This is a genomic window from Streptomyces sp. NPDC059787, from assembly GCF_042732315.1.
GTDB lineage: Bacteria > Actinomycetota > Actinomycetes > Streptomycetales > Streptomycetaceae > Streptomyces > Streptomyces atrovirens.
In genome coordinates this window covers 57,324-72,569 of record NZ_JBHWHX010000020.1, presented here as the reverse complement: position 1 = coordinate 72,569, position 15,246 = coordinate 57,324, and the positions used below count along the sequence as shown (strand labels likewise).

Annotated in this window: 12 protein-coding genes and 1 pseudogene; 5 read left to right on the top strand and 8 right to left on the bottom strand. The window is 68.6% G+C overall.

The genetic code is table 11. From position 1 onward, the window contains the following. Positions 1-255 precede the first annotated feature (255 nt). Positions 256-1,116, bottom strand: a complete 861-nt coding sequence (locus ACFV5H_RS20425) for an alpha/beta fold hydrolase (RefSeq protein WP_385196433.1) — start codon at positions 1,114-1,116, stop codon at positions 256-258. 122 nt (positions 1,117-1,238) lie between these two features. On the opposite strand from ACFV5H_RS20425, the gene ACFV5H_RS20420 reads away from it, so the two are divergent. Then, the gene (locus tag ACFV5H_RS20420; protein WP_385196430.1) at positions 1,239-1,856 is read left to right on the top strand and encodes a TetR/AcrR family transcriptional regulator; all 618 of its coding nucleotides are present in this window, start codon (positions 1,239-1,241) and stop codon (positions 1,854-1,856) included. A gap of 221 nt (positions 1,857-2,077) precedes the next feature. On the opposite strand, the gene ACFV5H_RS20415 is transcribed toward ACFV5H_RS20420, so the two are convergent. The 3 genes from ACFV5H_RS20415 to ACFV5H_RS20405 all read right to left on the bottom strand — a co-directional run bounded on the left by ACFV5H_RS20415 (position 2,078) and on the right by ACFV5H_RS20405 (position 3,836). Next, positions 2,078-2,218: a hypothetical protein gene (locus ACFV5H_RS20415; RefSeq protein WP_385196428.1), complete on the bottom strand. Its 141-nt coding sequence runs from the start codon at positions 2,216-2,218 to the stop codon at positions 2,078-2,080. A gap of 261 nt (positions 2,219-2,479) precedes the next feature. After that, complete coding sequence (locus tag ACFV5H_RS20410; RefSeq protein ID WP_385196426.1) at positions 2,480-3,013, bottom strand: GNAT family N-acetyltransferase; 534 nt, start codon at positions 3,011-3,013, stop codon at positions 2,480-2,482. Positions 3,014-3,437: 424 nt separating this feature from the next. Then, positions 3,438-3,836: a VOC family protein gene (locus ACFV5H_RS20405; protein WP_385196424.1), complete on the bottom strand. Its 399-nt coding sequence runs from the start codon at positions 3,834-3,836 to the stop codon at positions 3,438-3,440. Between the two features lie 93 nt (positions 3,837-3,929). On the opposite strand from ACFV5H_RS20405, the gene ACFV5H_RS20400 reads away from it, so the two are divergent. Beyond that, complete coding sequence (locus ACFV5H_RS20400) at positions 3,930-4,919, top strand: helix-turn-helix transcriptional regulator (protein WP_385196421.1); 990 nt, start codon at positions 3,930-3,932, stop codon at positions 4,917-4,919. A gap of 284 nt (positions 4,920-5,203) precedes the next feature. On the opposite strand, the gene ACFV5H_RS20395 is transcribed toward ACFV5H_RS20400, so the two are convergent. The 3 genes from ACFV5H_RS20395 to ACFV5H_RS20385 all read right to left on the bottom strand — a co-directional run bounded on the left by ACFV5H_RS20395 (position 5,204) and on the right by ACFV5H_RS20385 (position 7,948). Further along, complete coding sequence (locus ACFV5H_RS20395; RefSeq protein ID WP_385196419.1) at positions 5,204-5,602, bottom strand: hypothetical protein; 399 nt, start codon at positions 5,600-5,602, stop codon at positions 5,204-5,206. 650 nt (positions 5,603-6,252) lie between these two features. Beyond that, a complete protein-coding gene (locus ACFV5H_RS20390) occupies positions 6,253-6,657 on the bottom strand; it encodes a DUF2690 domain-containing protein (RefSeq protein ID WP_385196417.1) in 405 nt (134 codons plus the stop codon). A gap of 754 nt (positions 6,658-7,411) precedes the next feature. Continuing rightward, positions 7,412-7,948 (bottom strand): dihydrofolate reductase family protein, encoded by a 537-nt coding sequence (locus ACFV5H_RS20385; RefSeq protein ID WP_385196414.1) that lies wholly within the window; start codon positions 7,946-7,948, stop codon positions 7,412-7,414. A gap of 46 nt (positions 7,949-7,994) precedes the next feature. Here ACFV5H_RS20385 and ACFV5H_RS20380 point away from each other — a divergent pair, with 46 nt between their 5' ends. Continuing rightward, the gene (locus ACFV5H_RS20380) at positions 7,995-8,462 is read left to right on the top strand and encodes a hypothetical protein (protein ID WP_385196412.1); all 468 of its coding nucleotides are present in this window, start codon (positions 7,995-7,997) and stop codon (positions 8,460-8,462) included. 347 nt (positions 8,463-8,809) lie between these two features. Here the strand turns inward: ACFV5H_RS20380 and ACFV5H_RS20375 are convergent. Continuing rightward, positions 8,810-9,079 (bottom strand): annotated as a pseudogene (locus ACFV5H_RS20375) (transposase); the annotation flags it as partial. 477 nt (positions 9,080-9,556) lie between these two features. On the opposite strand from ACFV5H_RS20375, the gene ACFV5H_RS20370 reads away from it, so the two are divergent. Next, a complete protein-coding gene (locus tag ACFV5H_RS20370) occupies positions 9,557-11,947 on the top strand; it encodes a beta-L-arabinofuranosidase domain-containing protein (protein ID WP_385196410.1) in 2,391 nt (796 codons plus the stop codon). 1,068 nt (positions 11,948-13,015) lie between these two features. Continuing rightward, positions 13,016-15,211: a discoidin domain-containing protein gene (locus tag ACFV5H_RS20365; RefSeq protein WP_385196407.1), complete on the top strand. Its 2,196-nt coding sequence runs from the start codon at positions 13,016-13,018 to the stop codon at positions 15,209-15,211. Positions 15,212-15,246: the final 35 nt, after the last annotated feature.

The window sequence follows — 15,246 nt, the reverse complement described above, 5'->3', positions numbered from 1 at the left end:
TCCGGTCCTGGTGATGCATCGGTGAGGGCCGGCCGTGCGCTTCCTCAGCACCCGCCGCCGGGCCTTGGGGTTCTCTCAGTGATTCCTGATGCTGTCTGTCAAGTTCAACCTGTCTTGCCTCAGTGCTGCCCCCTTGACAACGCGAATTTCGCGGTCGGTGAGGTAGCGCAGCGGCTTCGTCGAACCGTGCCGTGCCGTTCTCGCAGGTATTCGGCGTTGTGTCCCGTGCGGATCGGTGCAGTTGCCGGCGCCGGGTCACCGCGTCCCGTGCGGCGGCCGGGCCGGGCCGGTAAGGAAGTCGAGGATCTCCTCCGTGATGCGCTCGGGCGCGTCCTCCATCACGAAGTGCCCGGCCCCGGGGATGACGGTGAGGCGGGCGCCGGGGATGTCCTCGGCGAGCTGCTGCGCGTAGGTCAGGGGCTGCCACTGGTCGCGTTCGCCCCAGAGGATGCGGACCGGCATGGTCAGGGACGCGAGCTGGTCGGTGATCTCCTGGGTGTACCGGGAGTCGTAGTGCCGCACCTGGTGCTCGAAGAAGGAGACGCGGCCCAGCGCCGACCGGTGGGGCGCCAGGTACGCCTCGAGGACGTCGCCGGTCATCGTCGCCGCGCCGTCGGCCACCGTCATCTCCAGCTGCCGGGTGAGCAGGGCGTCGAACGCCTCCTGCGGCAGCCGCACATGGTCCTCCAACCGCTCGTCGATGATCTTCCGCCAGGTCTCGGAGGGCCAGGAGTCGTAGCTGACCGTGTCGATGATCATCAGCCGCCGTACCCGCTCGGGGTGGGCGATGGCGAACCGCTGACCGATGGCGCCGCCGATGTCGTGGGCGACGATGGTGGCCTGCTCGATGCCCAGGGCATCAAGGAGGCCTCCCAGCAGATCCGTCTGGGCGGCGACCGAGGTGTCGCGGTCCACCGGGCGCTCGGACCGCCCGTAGCCCGGCAGGTCGTAGGTGATGGCACGGTGGCCGGCGGCCTCGATGCGCGGCACGACGTTCCGCCACTCGTAGGAGTGCGAGGGCGTGCCGTGGAGGAACACCACGGGCTCGCCCTCGCCGCGGTCGCGGTAGGAGATACGGACCCCGTCAACGATCAGGTCACTGGGCAGGAAGTGCATACGGTCGGCTCCTGACTGGATGGATCTGCCTGCTCAACTAAACTGTACAGATCTGTACAGTCAATGAAGGGCGGCGCTCCTATGGCGGGGGCCGTCCGTCCATCGGCACCGGGAAGCGTGGGATGAGCGAGACAAAAGCGGAAGCGGCCGCAGCCGGCAGGCGGCGGCCCGCCCGGGAGCGCCTGCTGGCGACCGCCGCACGCCGCTTCTACGCCGACGGCGTGACGGCCACCGGGATCGACACGATCATCGCCGAGGCCGGCGTGGCCAAAACAAGCCTGTACAACAACTTCTCCTCCAAGGCCGAGCTGGTCAGGGCCTATCTCGACACCCGGCACGAGGAGTGGCTCGCGACTTACCGCACACGGCTGGAGGGGACGGCGGGCCCCCGTGACGCGGTCCTGGCCGTCTTCGATACCTACGCCGATTACGCGGAGGCCGCCCACGCGACCGGTTTCCGTGGCTGCGGCCTGCTCAACGTGGCGGCCGAGCTGCCCGCCGGGGACGCCGGGCGTGACGTCGTACGCCGCCACAAGGAGACGGTCGAGGAGCTGATCGCCGGCCATCTCGGGCGGCTGCTGCCCGAGCGCCCCGGAGAGGCCGGCGCGCTGGCGGAGCACCTGTCCTTCCTGCTGGAGGGCGCGATGGCACGGGCCGGGTTGGAGGGCGACGGCAGCCGGCTGGCGCACGCCCGCGCACTGGCAGCGGCGCTGCTGGACGAGGCGGCGGGCGGCCGCTGAGTCCTTCGGCCACCGCCTGGACGACGGGCGCGAGCACGTACGGGGCGTGCGTGCATCGGCGGACCGGTTGGTTCAGCGGCGTACTCGGACACTTCCTCGGCCTTGCCACAGGACATGAGCAGGTACACGATCGGGCCCGATGCCTCCTCGATGACCGGCGGCGACGCCCGCACGACGTTGCGGTCGACACCATCCGGATACCTCGCGACAAGGGATTCCACCTACGCGACGATGTGCGGCGTCGAAGGCACGACGGCATCGTCCGACTCCAGGTAGCGCTCGTAAAGCTCGTCGTACATCAAGCCCGCCTGGCGGTTGCCGAATGGGCGGTCGCCGTCCCACACAGCAAGGTCATAGCTCACAGGCGCATCGTCACAGGTAGCGGTTCCGTCAACGACAGCAGGTCCTGCGGTCGCATCTCCGCCAGTGAGCCGTAGGAGAACCCCTGGTCCTGGCTGAGGCATGGGCATACGAACTCGGTGTCGTGCTCTTCAGACGGGACTCCCGCCTGATGCCGTTATGCCGGAGTGCGTTTCTTCGGTGTCCGTGCTGCCGCGGTCAATGCGCTCAGGGACGTAGGGGTAGTGGTCGGCTGTCTTGTGGTGATCGACGGCTCGGCTGGTTCACGCCTGGAACTCGGTGAGGTCGATGGCGTGAACGCGCAGTGGGTAGCCGTACACCGGGTGTGCCGTCTCCCGCTCGAGCACCATACCGAGCTTGCGGATGACGTTCTCGGAGGCGTTGTCCCCCACCCGGCTGATGCTGATGACACGGTCCAGGCCGCGGTCCTGGAGTGCGAACTCCAGTGTGGCGTGCGCGGCTTCGGACGCGTATCCCTGGCCCCAGAACGGTGAGCCGAGCCGCCAGCTGATCGCCACGGCGGGCATCACCTCCGGCAGGAACTCGGGCACGGACAACCCCGTGAAGCCGATCAGTTCGCCCGAGGCCAACAGCTCGACGGCGAAGAGTCCGAAGCCCTCCTCGTCCCACTCCTCCTCCCATTGCTCGATGGCCTCCGCCGTATGGTCCAGGTCGCGCACCGAACCGTCGTCGATCCAGCGCATGACCCGTGGGTCCGCGTTGATGTCCGCCATCGGCGCGAGGTCGTCGTCGTGCCAGCTACGGAGGAGAAGACGAGGTGTGCGGATCTCGGTCATGCGCCCATCCTGCCGAAAACACGCACCGCATCGGTAATCCGGCGCTCGCCCGCCCTGCCGCTTCGAAACCACAACGCGTCAAGCCCTTGCACCGCACACCGTGACGTGGGAAACACCGGGCCGACGGCCGGGCGGACGACGTGCCGCTTCGACAGCGCGGTCGAGAGGCCGGACCGATCCGGTGGCAGCCGGCCGCAGCACCAAGATCATTCACGGAGTCGCGGCCAGAGCCGATCCCAGAGAGCGCCGTCATCCTGGCGGCTCCCATTGACCTACCCGCTCCAGCGCGGATCCGCGCAGACGTCCTTCGGGGGTCAGTGGTGCGTTCCGATGTGCCCTGCTGGTGGCGCTCCTGGACTCGGCGGCCGCGTTCACCGGGAGCCCTGGGATCTCAGGGCTCCCGCGTGAGCGGCTGTGCGTGGCGTCAGCGTGTGAACTTTTCGACGGCCGCCGGGGTGACGGGGGTGAAGAAGTTGACGAGGTTGCCGTCGGGGTCGCGGAACAGCAGCGACCGGTTGCCCCAGGGCATCGTGGTGGGCCCGTTGACGAAGTCGGTGACGAAGCCGGTCAGGTTCTGGTGAACGCGGTCCACGTCGTCGACGAGGAACTCGGTGATCACGCTGTGGTTGTCCGCCGGGCGGGCGGAGCCCGGGGCGAACAGCGGTACGGTACCGGTGCCGGCGATCGCGAGGGTGGCGCCCGCGGTCTTGAGTTCGGCGAAGTCCTCGGTGGCCCATGTCGCCCGCGTCCCCGTGGCTCGCTCGTAGAAGTCGACGAGGCGCGCTACGTCGCTGGTGATGATGCGGATCGAGACGAAGTCCATGGGAATCTCCTTGGCCGTGCTGGAAGCGTGCACCGCGCAGGCTAGGAGAAATAGTGGACAGAATCGGTCCTGTATTCGCGTTAGGCTGCGAACATGCCTCGACCCACCGGCCGCGTGCTGACACTCCTGGAGCTGCTGCAGTCGGGCGGCACCCGGACGGTGGCCGAACTCGCCGGCCGGCTCGGCGTCGAAGGGCGCACCGTGCGGCGGTATGTGGACCAGCTGATCGACCTGGATGTGCCCGTGGAATCGGTGCGCGGCCGCTACGGCGGGTACCGGCTCGGCCCCGGGTACCGCCTGCCTCCGCTCATGCTCAGCGACGACGAGGCGTTGGCCGTGCTGCTCGGCCTGGTCGCGGGCCGCCGAGCAGGGTTGACGACGGCGGAGCACACGGCGAGCGAGACGGCATCGGCGAAGATCCGGCGGGTGCTGCCCAAGCACCTCGCCCGTCGGCTCGACACACTCCTGGAAGCTCTCGCCTTCACGGATCAGCCCGGCGATTTCGACACCCCGGACGCCGGGGTCCTGCTCACGATCGCCGATGCGGTGCGCCACCACCGACCGGTCTCGATCCGCTACACCGACCGCGACGGAGGGCGCAGCGAACGCACGCTGCACGCGTACGGGATCGTCGCCCATGCGGGCCGGTGGTACGTCACGGGCAAGGACGCCCGGATCGGCGAGGACCGAACCTTCCGGCTCGATCGCATCGCGGACGCGCGGACCCTGCCCGGCTCCTTCGAAGCGCCCGTGGGTCCCGGCCCGGCACAGCGCGTGTTGTCGGGGTTCGCCACGGCCGAGTACCGGCACGAGGTGACCTTGCGGATCCACGGGACGGTCGAGCAGATCCGCACCCGTCTTCCGGCCGGCGTCGCGAGCCTGGAGGAGTACGAGTCCGCGGCCGGCGAGGACCGGGCGACCGAGCGCTGGCTGCGCGTCGAGCTGCGGGCGGAGCGGCTCGACTGGTTGCCTCCGGTACTCGCCGCACTCGACCGGCCGTTCGTCATCGAGCGCCCCGCTGAACTCCGCGACCTCGTCATCGCACTCGCCGATCGCCTCACGTCCTATGCCCGCCGAGCCTGACGGTGAGGAACCAATGTCATGAGATGGCACACCCGGCCGTCATGGTCAGGGCTACGGTCAGGCATTGCGCAGCCCCGACCATGAGGCCTGCCACAGCAGGTCAACACCGTGCTCAGACCATTGCGCAGCCGTACCTCCGGCACGACCACCAACTGCGCAGCGCGCCCGCCGGATACCGAACACTCCCCCGGGTGCGGGGGCAGTCGGTGTTCACGATGCGCTGGTCGACGAACCCGGGACCATCCCCGCGCGAGCGGAGGTGCGCCGATGCTCAGGTCGGGTTGTCAGCCTCCCGCCGAAGGGGGTGTCGGGGGTTGTCCACTACCCGGGACCCTGACGAGCTCCAGAGTCACCGGTCCGTCCACGTCCGGGTGCAGGAACACCTTCTCGGGGCTTGCGGTCCAGAGCTGGATGTCGCCCAGGACCCGGCGGCCTCCGATCTTGTCGGGCTGCAGGTACACGAAATTCGAGGGGGTGGGATCCCAGGTGCCGTCGAAGTCGACGCGGGTGGCGCTTCCGCGCCGATAGGCGTCGCTCTTCGCGATACCCACGGCGGAGAACCGTCCGCCGGGGTGCAGACGGATCTCCGCGCCGGTCTCGTCGTCGCGGTACACCCCCGGCAGGCGGTCCGGATCGACGTTGACCGCGCCCGCCCCTGTACACCCCGAAGCGAGCACTGCCACGGCCGCGAGGAGCACAGTGACAAACCCACTTCTGATCCCACCCCTCGTCCTCACGGTTCTGCCCCCATGTCCACACACCCCGTCCCCGTAGTCGGACGGCAGGTCTGCCACCGAGCCCCTATTTGAACATGCTCAAAAACCGGGGTGCTCCTCGGGCCTCGTCAGGACTTCCGGCCCACACGAGAGTGAAAGGCAAGTGCGATCTCTCGCTTTCATGTCAGTTGTCCGTGTTGAACCACTTCACGGTGCCTGAATCCATGGGTCCCGCTCTCTTCGTCCAATATCGCGTCACGCCCACGGGGCATGCCCGCCGCAGCCCCGCGAGATCACCCCTCACGCCCGGCCCTTGATCCTCTCCTCACCCCTGCGGCAACGTTCGCCACCGCACGGGGGTTCACCCGCACGAAGGAACACGGCCTCGGGACCGGCGGGCTCGCATGTTGAGGTGTCGCGTATTCGTAGCCGACGTCGGCAGCTCCATGACTCGGAAAGCCGACGCCTGCTGCGGAAGCCGCGCTGCGGCACCAACCGCATCACCGACGTGGTGAAGGACGTTCTCGCCCTTCACCACACATCAGCATGAGGTTGAAAACGGCTCAATCACCGAACGGAGAAAGACGCCCACATTACCTCCCTCCGATTCCGGTGTATCAGAACTTCGTGCTGCACTTCATCGGGTACTCATTACCGACGAAGGAGATGCAAACGCGGTAGTAGTAGCTGGCGCCGCCCAGCATGTTCGACCAGTCCGAGCCGCCCGTTGTGTCCGGGATCCTGACGCTGAGCGAGCGGATCAGCTTGCCGGCCGAGTCGTACTTCTCGATGTAGCCGTAGGAGTTGTAGAGCGAGTTCGAGGAGTTGTTCGTCACGCGGACCCAGGCCGCGCTGCACCCCGACGCCCAACGCAGTTCGGCCTTGCGGCTGTTGTTGTCGATGGTCCGCTGCGTGGAGACGCTCGCCGTCTCGCAGCCCGTGGCCCTCGGCCCCTGGTTGTCGCAGCCCGCCCCGCTGCAGCTCGCGGCGAAGGAGGTGCCGGCCAGTGGAATCATACCCATCGCGACGACGGCCGCAGAGATGGTCGCGGTACGGGACAATATCTTGTTCACGAGAACTCCGGTTTTAATCAGGCGGCGCCGGCACTTATGTGCAGCACCGGATGATCATAGATGTGAGACGCCGGGCTGACAATTTTCACCGATGTCGAGAGCGGACTTTTCGGTCTATGCACGAGTAGAGGCCACCCGAGTAAATGGCAAATTAAATCACTCTTTATGCAGTTTCCTCGATTCCGGTTCTGGACCAGGAGTTTCCGCCGCACATCTGACCTTCCTGAGCATGCAGGGGCAGCAGACCGGGGATCCGGGCGAGACCGATGCCTTGAGGTCCCTGCTGCTGATGTGCGGCGGACCGCTCCTGACCGTGGTCGCGGGTGACCAGCCGCGGAGGGCCTGGGGCGGGGTAGCCGGCGGCCCGCTGCTCCCTGCGTGAGCTGCCTGACGAAACGCTCCTGGCGCCCCTGCATCTCGGCGAACCTGTCCGGGTACGACGTGCCGATGCCGGCCTCGGATCGCCTGCGGACTTCGGGGTCCGGGGCGTTCGGTGGGGGGACAGGTGGCATCAGGGCGCGGGCCCTGACGACGCAACGGGAGCCGTGTCTTCAACTGCGCAGAACCGCAGGTGGTCCTCGACCGCCCGATCGATGTTCGTCATGAACTACAGCCGCCGTCGGGCCAGTTGATGTCCAGCGAGAGTGGGGAACCTGCCCCACGGGATGGGGCCGTGACAGCAGGCCAGTGGTTGCGACCGTGCCTACTTGGGCACATGGAAGCGCAGCATGGTGACCCCGCCCGACTGGACGTTGCTGAACGGTTCCAGGTCGATCCGGTCGAGGCCCGGCGGCGCGAAGCGGACGCCGTCGCCGAGCAGCACCGGCAGCACGTACACCAGGATCTCGTCGACGAGGCCGCGCTGCAGGCACTGGGCGGCCACGTCGGCGCCGAGGATCTCCAGGTTCTTGTCGCCGGCGGCGCGGCGTGCCGTGGCCACGGCTTCCTCGATGTCGCAAGTGAGGAAGGTGACGTTGGGGTCCGGCTCGTCGGGCGGACGGTGGGTGAGGACGAACTGCGCCCCGCCGTCGTAGTCGGTGTTCTCGTCGGACATGCGCTTGCCGACCTCGTACGTGCCCCGGCCGATGAGCATGGCGCCCGTGGCCGCCATGACCTCCGGGAAGGTCGCCGACGTCATGTGCTCGAAGATCCAGTCCATCGTGTGGCCGGGACCGGCGATGAACCCATCGAGGGACATCACCCTGTTCACGACCACTTTGCCGGTGCTCGCATCCGTCATACGTCTTCTCCAAGCAGGTGGAGGGCCGGGATCGCATCATAGATCGGTGAGCAACATCTTCTCCGGCGGTAGCCACGGCCTGGACCTGTCCAATGGCGCCACCGCGGTGTTCACCGACGTGCTGGTGCCGGCCGTGTCCGATCTCGTCTCCGAGGGCTGGGACTCCCGCTTCGCGGCGCTGCTGCCCCTGCAGGACCAGAATGTCATGGGGCGCGGTGCCGTCGGGTTCGACCTGGCGGAGTTCGACCGGAGTGCAGCGGAGCGGGAACGCGCCCGTGCGAAGGACCTCGTGCCGCGTGCCACAGCACTCCCGGCGAGCGGACATCGCTGGAGCGAGCTGGGCTGCCACCCGCCCCGCGTGCATGAGATCGGTCTCAGCAAGGCCGAGCAGCGGAGAAACTGGTGGCGGGCCGGTTTTCTGACACTGGTCTTTGCCGGTGGGGCGGTAGCGGTCGGCCTGGCCGAGCCGACGTCAGACCGATGGTGGTGGGTCAGCAGCTTCGGCATTGTGTGATTGGCCTCGGTTTCCTACATGGTCAACCGTGGATACGGTCGGACGTGCCTGACTGCGGATGGAATGGAATTCCGCACCTCCGTGAGCCGGCGCCCGGTTCCCTGGAGCGAGATCACCCGACTTGAGAAGCGACAGCACCTCACGCGCAGTGGGACCTGCGGGCCGTACTGAGCGGCCCGCGAGGCGGACCGGGCCGGAGACCACTGGCACATGTGGCCGAAGCAGAAGGAATGGGAACAGAGCGGAGGGCACGCCAGCTGCTACGTCGTCACCGCCAGGGGCACCGGCTGAAGCAGGTGACGGAAGACCGCGACCGGGCGACCCGAAGCAGGGCGGCCCGGTCACTCGGCCAATGCCCGTCGCAGCCGGCCGGTTTCGGTCTCTCCGCGGGCCACCACCGCATAAAGCCCTCCGTGACCACGGCGGTGTTCGCCCACCAGCTACAGCTCGGCCAGCGACCTGACCAGCCCGTCGCCACACAGAACAGCGCCTGCCAGCTCGAACAACGCGTCCGAGCGAGCGGTGAGACAGGAGTGGAACTCGCCCCGGAAGCACGGCAGTTGCGTCAAAGCCTCTTGTCGGACGTCTTGTCGGACGTCGTGTTGCGGCAGACTCATCCTCACGGACCTTCTTGCGCAGCGCGGCGTTCTCCGCCTCCAGCGGCGTGGGCGGCTCAGCGGGTGTCTCCGTACGGCCTCCCCGCCGGTCGGCTCGCACCGGCCGCCCGGACCCGGTTCCGCAGGGTTTCCGGTTCGATGCCCGGATCGACAGCGACCTGCCGGAACGTCGCCTCGGATCACGACTGGTGCAGCGCGACCGCGTCCACCTCGAACTCCGGCGGACAGTACTTCATGACCACGAGATGTCCGTTCTCAGATCCTCAGGATCCACTGTCTCGTGTGTCCAGGATCAGGGGCCGAGGCCCAGCTCCTTCCTTGTCATGTTCCTGGACAGTCCGGTCCGGGTGTGCTGTCATGCCGGAAGTCGCATTTCCAACGTTGTAGAGCTGGGTCGCCAAGTCCACGTCCCCGCCGGGACGCTGTCATTCACGCCCGCCCACCACCGAGGGCCCGATCACTGACAGGAGCACCCGCATGCCCTTCCCCCGACGACGCTTTCTCCGCGACACTGCCCTGGTCGTCACCGCGGCATCGGCCGCACCGCTGCCGACCCCGGCCTCCGCAGCGGCCGCCCGCCAGGCCCTCGCGCCGGACGCTCTGCTCAGGCTGCGGCCGGGCAGCATCACCCCGCACGGCTGGCTGGCCGGCCAACTGCGCCGCCAGCTCGCCGGGTTGTGCGGCCGCTACGAGGAGATCTCCCACTTCCTCGACTTCGGCACATCCGGGTGGGTCCACCCGGAGAACGGCGGCTGGGAGGAACTGCCGTACTGGCTGCGCGGATACGTACCGCTCGCCGTCGCCACGCGGGACCGGGACGCGTTGGCCAACGCGCGCAGATGGATCGACGCCGTACTCGCCACCCAGCAGGCCGACGGCTTCTTCGGCCCCCGCGCGCTGCGCACCTCGCTCAACGGCGGTCCGGACTTCTGGCCGTTCCTGCCCCTGCTCATGGCCTTGCGCACCTGGGAGGAGTACTCAGGTGACCGCCGCGTCGTGCCTTTCCTGACCCGCTTCCTGCGCTATATAAACGCCCAGGGCCGGGGCGCCTTCGACTCCAGCTGGGTGTCGCTGCGCTGGGGCGACGGCCTGGACGTCGCGACGTGGCTGCACCGCCGTACGGGCGACACCTTCCTGCTCGACCTCACCGCGAAGATGCACGCCTACGGCGCCGACTGGACGGGCGCCCTGCCGAACCAGCACAACGTCAACATCGCCCAGGGCTTTCGGGAACCGGCCCAGTACGCACAGGTGACGGGCGACACGGCACTGACCCGTGCCACCTACCGGATCTACGAGCAGGTGCTGGCCGGATACGGACAGTTCCCCGGCGGCGGCTTCGCGGGGGACGAGAACATCCGCCCCGGTTTCACCGACCCCCGGCAGGGCTTCGAGACGTGCGGCATCGTCGAGTTCATGGCCAGTCATCAGTTACTCACCCGCGCCACCGGTGACCCGGTGTGGGCCGACCGGTGCGAGGACCTGGCCTTCAACCTGCTGCCCGCGGCCCTCGACCCCGACGGGAAGGGTGTGCACTACATCACCAGCGCCAACTGCGTCGACCTGGGCAGCGACCGCAAGACCCAGGGCCAGTTCCAGAACGGCTTCGCGATGCAGTCCTACCAGCCCGGTGTCGACCAGTACCGCTGCTGCCCGCACAACTACGGCATGGGCTGGCCGTACTTCAGCGAGGAACTGTGGCTGGCCACACCGGACGGAGGGCTGGCCGCCGCGCTCTACGCTCCCTGCGAGGTGAGCACGGAGGTCGCGGACGGTGCGCAGGTGACGGTGCGGGAAGAGACCGACTACCCCTTCTCCGAGACCATCCGGCTGACCGTGTCCACCGACCGGCCCGTATCCTTCCCGTTGCTCCTGCGCGTACCGGGCTGGTGCCGCGGTCCGGAACTGAAGGTGAACGGGCGGGCATTCACGGCGCCCGATGGCCCCGCTTTCGCGCGTGTCGACCGCACCTGGAGGGACGGGGACACGGTCACCCTGCGTCTGCCGCAGCGCACCGTGCTGCGGACCTGGGCGGACCAGCACGATGCGGTAGGCGTCGACCGCGGGCCGCTCAGTTACGCACTGAGGATCGGCGAGCGGTACGAGCGCTACGCGGGCAGTGACACCTTCCCCGAGTACGAGGTGCACGCCACCACCCCCTGGAACTATGGCCTGGTCCCCGACACGCCGCTGTCCTTCCACCCGACGGACGGACCTCTCGCCGACAATCCCTTCACCCACGACACCGTCCCGGTGCGCATCAGGGCGCAGGCACGGCGCATCGACGCCTGGGTCCTCGACACCGAACAGGTCGTCGCGCCCCTGCAGCAGAGCCCGGCCCGCAGCGACGCGCCGGTGGAGACGGTCACCCTCATCCCCATGGGGGCCGCGCGGCTGCGCGTCTCCGCCTTCCCCACCGTCCTGCCGGACGGACACGTCTGGACTCCCGAACCCCCCTTCCGGCGCATCCTGAACCAGCACAGCGGCAAGGTCCTCGCCGTGGACGGCATGTCGACCGCCGACAGCGCCCACGTCGTGCAGTTCGACAACTCCGGAACCGGCGACCACGCCTGGCAGCTCATCGACAAGGGCGACGGCTGGTTCCTCGTGCGCAACGGTCACAGCGGGAAGGTGCTCGGCGTCGACAACATGTCCACCGCCAACAGCGCCCACATCGTCCAGTACGAGGACAACGGCACCGCCGACCACCTGTGGGCCCTGGTGGACCGCGGTGACGGCTGGTTCCTCGTACGCAACCGGCACAGCGGGAAGGTGCTCGGCGTCGACAACATGTCCACCGCCAACAGCGCCCACGTCGTCCAGTACGAGGACAACGGCACCGCCGACCATCTGTGGCGGTTCGCCTGAGGAGCACTACGGCGACTCCCTCCGCGGCCCGATTCCAGGCGTCAGTGACGGACTCCGGCCCGGTCGTCACCGTGTACGGGGCACGACCGGGCCGACCGGTTCCGGCCTGTCCTGGTGGTGGGGCCCGTTCTTCGTCTTCGTCCTGGTCCCCGTGCTCGACCAGGTACTGGGCTCAGACGACGCCAACTCGCCCGAGGCGGTGATGAGGCCACTGGGGGCGGACCGCTACTACCCGCTGGCGCACCTACCTCTACCTGCCACTGCGGTTCGGCGCCCTGGTGTGGGCCTGCGGCGAGCGGGCCGGTGGCGGTCTCTCCGTGGTGGGGGATCCGGGCCTGGCCGCGACCACGGGAGTGGTCTCCGGAGTGGCCATCGACACCGCTCACGAACTCGGCCACAAGCGGGAGCAGTCGGAGCGTCCTGAGCCGTACGGCGCTCGCGCAGACCGGCTGCGGCCACTGCTGCGCCGAGCACAACCACGGTCACCGCATACGTGTCGCCACCTCCGACGACGCACCCCAACTCCCCTCCGGCCACGCGGCGATGATCGCGCCGGCCTGGTTCCCGCCCCTGTGGCGCCACGTGATGGGCCGGCGGCTCCTGGCGCACTACGGCGGCGACGCCGGGTGCGCCAACCTGCACGCGCCCACCCGTCGACGCTCCGACGGCACCCCTGACGGCTCGGCCCTTCAGCCCGGACCGCGACGCTCCTTCGATCACCCACCACCGGGCAGGACCGGCCGAACACGTCGGCCGACGCAAGGGGTGTCGAGTCGACGACGAACAGCGCGACCGGCGCACTCTGCACAGGTTCAGCGCGGCCGAAGGCCGGTTGCCCCGCCGCCGACCGTTGCAACGCCCCAGGCAGTTCCCCACACCGGCCCGGCCGACTCCTCATTCCCTCAACCACTCCGGCTCGCCCCGGCTCCTCCCAGGGACCCAGCCCCTAAGCCGATACTTAATGCAAGACAAAAGAAAAGCCGTGTCCGGAACCTTGACCGCGACCGGTGTGGCGGGCAAGGTTCCGGAGAGCGCTCTCCCAATCCCTTCCTGTCAAGGAGTCTCCCCATGTCCACTGTCGGCACTCCCCCAGCGGCGTCGGTGCCACGCAGACCCGGCCGCCGCGGCGTCGTCGGTGTGGTGGTCACCGCACTGGCCGCCGCCCTTCTCGCCTTCGCCCCTGCCGAGGAGGCCCAGGCCGCGCCCGTGCCGCTGTCGCAGGGCAAGCCGGTCACCGCCTCCAGCCAGGAGCACTACGGCACCCCGGCGACCGCGGCCGTCGACGGCGACAACGGCACTCGCTGGTCCAGCGCCGCCGCCGATCCGCAGTGGATCCGCGTCGACCTCGGCGCCCCCGCCTCCCTCAGCCAGGTCGAGCTGCGCTGGGAGGCCGCCTACGCCAAGTCCTACCGCATCGAGACGTCCCAGAACGGTACGGACTGGTCGACGGCCTACTCCACCACCACCGGCGCCGGCGGCACGGAGACCGTGAGCGTCTCCGGCACCGCCCGGTACGTCCGCATGCTCGGCACCGTCCGCGCCACCGGATACGGCTACTCCCTCTGGGAGTTCAAGGTGTACGGCACCACCGGCGACGACCCCGGTCCGGTCATCCCGGGCGGCGGCGACCTCGGCCCCAACGTGCACGTCCTCGACCCGTCCACGCCCGGCATCCAGGCCAAGCTGGACCAGGTCTTCGAGGAGCAGGAGTCGGCGCAGTTCGGCTCCGGCCGGCACGCCTTCCTCCTCAAGCCGGGCACCTACGACAACCTCAACGCCCAGATCGGCTTCTACACCCAGATCGCCGGTCTCGGCCTGCGTCCCGACGACACGACGATCAACGGTGACATCACCGTCGACGCCGGCTGGTTCAACGGCAACGCCACCCAGAACTTCTGGCGCGGCGCGGAGAACCTCGCCGTGAAGCCGGTCAACGGCACCAACCGGTGGGCGGTCTCGCAGGCCGCCTCCTTCCGCCGGATGCACGTCAAGGGCGGCCTCAACCTCGCGCCCAACGGCTACGGCTGGGCCAGCGGCGGCTACATCGCCGACAGCAGGATCGACGGCCAGATCGGCAACTACTCGCAGCAGCAGTGGTACACCCGCGACAGCTCCATCGGCGGCTGGTCCAACAGCGTGTGGAACCAAGTCTTCTCAGGTGTCGAGGGCGCTCCCGCCACCGGCTTCCCCGAGCCCCGCTACACCACGCTCGACACGACGCCGATCTCCCGCGAGAAGCCCTTCCTCTACCTGGACGGCGGCGAGTACAAGGTCTTCGCCCCCGCCAAGCGCACCAACGCGCGCGGCACCACCTGGGCGAGCGGCACCCCGCAGGGCGAGTCGATCCCGCTGAGCAAGTTCTACGTCGTCAAGCCCGGCGCCACCGCCGCCACCATCAACGCCGCCCTCGACCAGGGCCTGCACCTGCTCTTCACCCCGGGCGTCTACCACGTCGACCGGACGATCGACGTCGACCGCGCGAACACCATCGTGCTGGGCCTCGGCCTCGCCACGATCATCCCGGACAACGGGGTGACCGCCATGAAGGTCGCCGACGTCGACGGCGTGCGGCTCGCCGGCTTCCTCATCGACGCCGGACCGGTCAACTCCCCCACGCTGCTGGAGATCGGCCCGCAGGGCGCGTCCACCGACCACGCGGCCGACCCCACCACCGTGCAGGACGTCTACATCCGCATCGGCGGCGCGGGCGCCGGCAAGGCGACCACCAGCATGGTGGTCAACAGCCACGACACGATCATCGACCACACCTGGGTGTGGCGGGCCGACCACGGCGAGGGCGTCGGCTGGGAGACCAACCGGGCCGACTACGGCGTCCGCGTCAACGGCGACGACGTCCTGGCCACCGGCCTGTTCGTCGAGCACTTCAACAAGTACGACGTCGAGTGGTACGGCGAACGCGGCCGGACGATCTTCTACCAGAACGAGAAGGCGTACGACGCCCCGAACCAGGCCGCCATCCAGAACGGCGACAGCAAGGGTTACGCCGCCTACCGGGTCGACGACTCGGTGGACACCCATGAGGCATGGGGCCTGGGCAGCTACTGCAACTACAACGTCGACCCGAACATCCGCCAGGACCGCGGCTTCAAAGCCCCGGTCAAGCCGGGGGTGAAGTTCCACAGCCTCCTCGTGGTCTCCCTCGGCGGCATGGGCCACTACAACCACGTCATCAACGACACCGGCGCCTCCACGGTGCCCGCCGGCACCTCGACCGTGCCGTCCACCGTCGTGTCCTACCCCTGATCGAACCGCCCGTCGGTCACGGCTCCCCTCCGGGC

Bases quoted from the DNA above. Each gene is read 5' to 3' on its own strand.
- ACFV5H_RS20425 (WP_385196433.1), bottom strand. From the start codon at position 1,116: ATGCACTTCCTGCCCAGTGACCTGATCGTTGACGGGGTCCGTATCTCC.
- ACFV5H_RS20420 (WP_385196430.1), top strand. From the start codon at position 1,239: ATGAGCGAGACAAAAGCGGAAGCGGCCGCAGCCGGCAGGCGGCGGCCC.
- ACFV5H_RS20410 (WP_385196426.1), bottom strand. From the start codon at position 3,013: ATGACCGAGATCCGCACACCTCGTCTTCTCCTCCGTAGCTGGCACGAC.
- ACFV5H_RS20405 (WP_385196424.1), bottom strand. From the start codon at position 3,836: ATGGACTTCGTCTCGATCCGCATCATCACCAGCGACGTAGCGCGCCTC.
- ACFV5H_RS20400 (WP_385196421.1), top strand. From the start codon at position 3,930: ATGCCTCGACCCACCGGCCGCGTGCTGACACTCCTGGAGCTGCTGCAG.
- ACFV5H_RS20390 (WP_385196417.1), bottom strand. From the start codon at position 6,657: ATGGGTATGATTCCACTGGCCGGCACCTCCTTCGCCGCGAGCTGCAGC.
- ACFV5H_RS20385 (WP_385196414.1), bottom strand. From the start codon at position 7,948: ATGACGGATGCGAGCACCGGCAAAGTGGTCGTGAACAGGGTGATGTCC.
- ACFV5H_RS20370 (WP_385196410.1), top strand. From the start codon at position 9,557: ATGCCCTTCCCCCGACGACGCTTTCTCCGCGACACTGCCCTGGTCGTC.
- ACFV5H_RS20365 (WP_385196407.1), top strand. From the start codon at position 13,016: ATGTCCACTGTCGGCACTCCCCCAGCGGCGTCGGTGCCACGCAGACCC.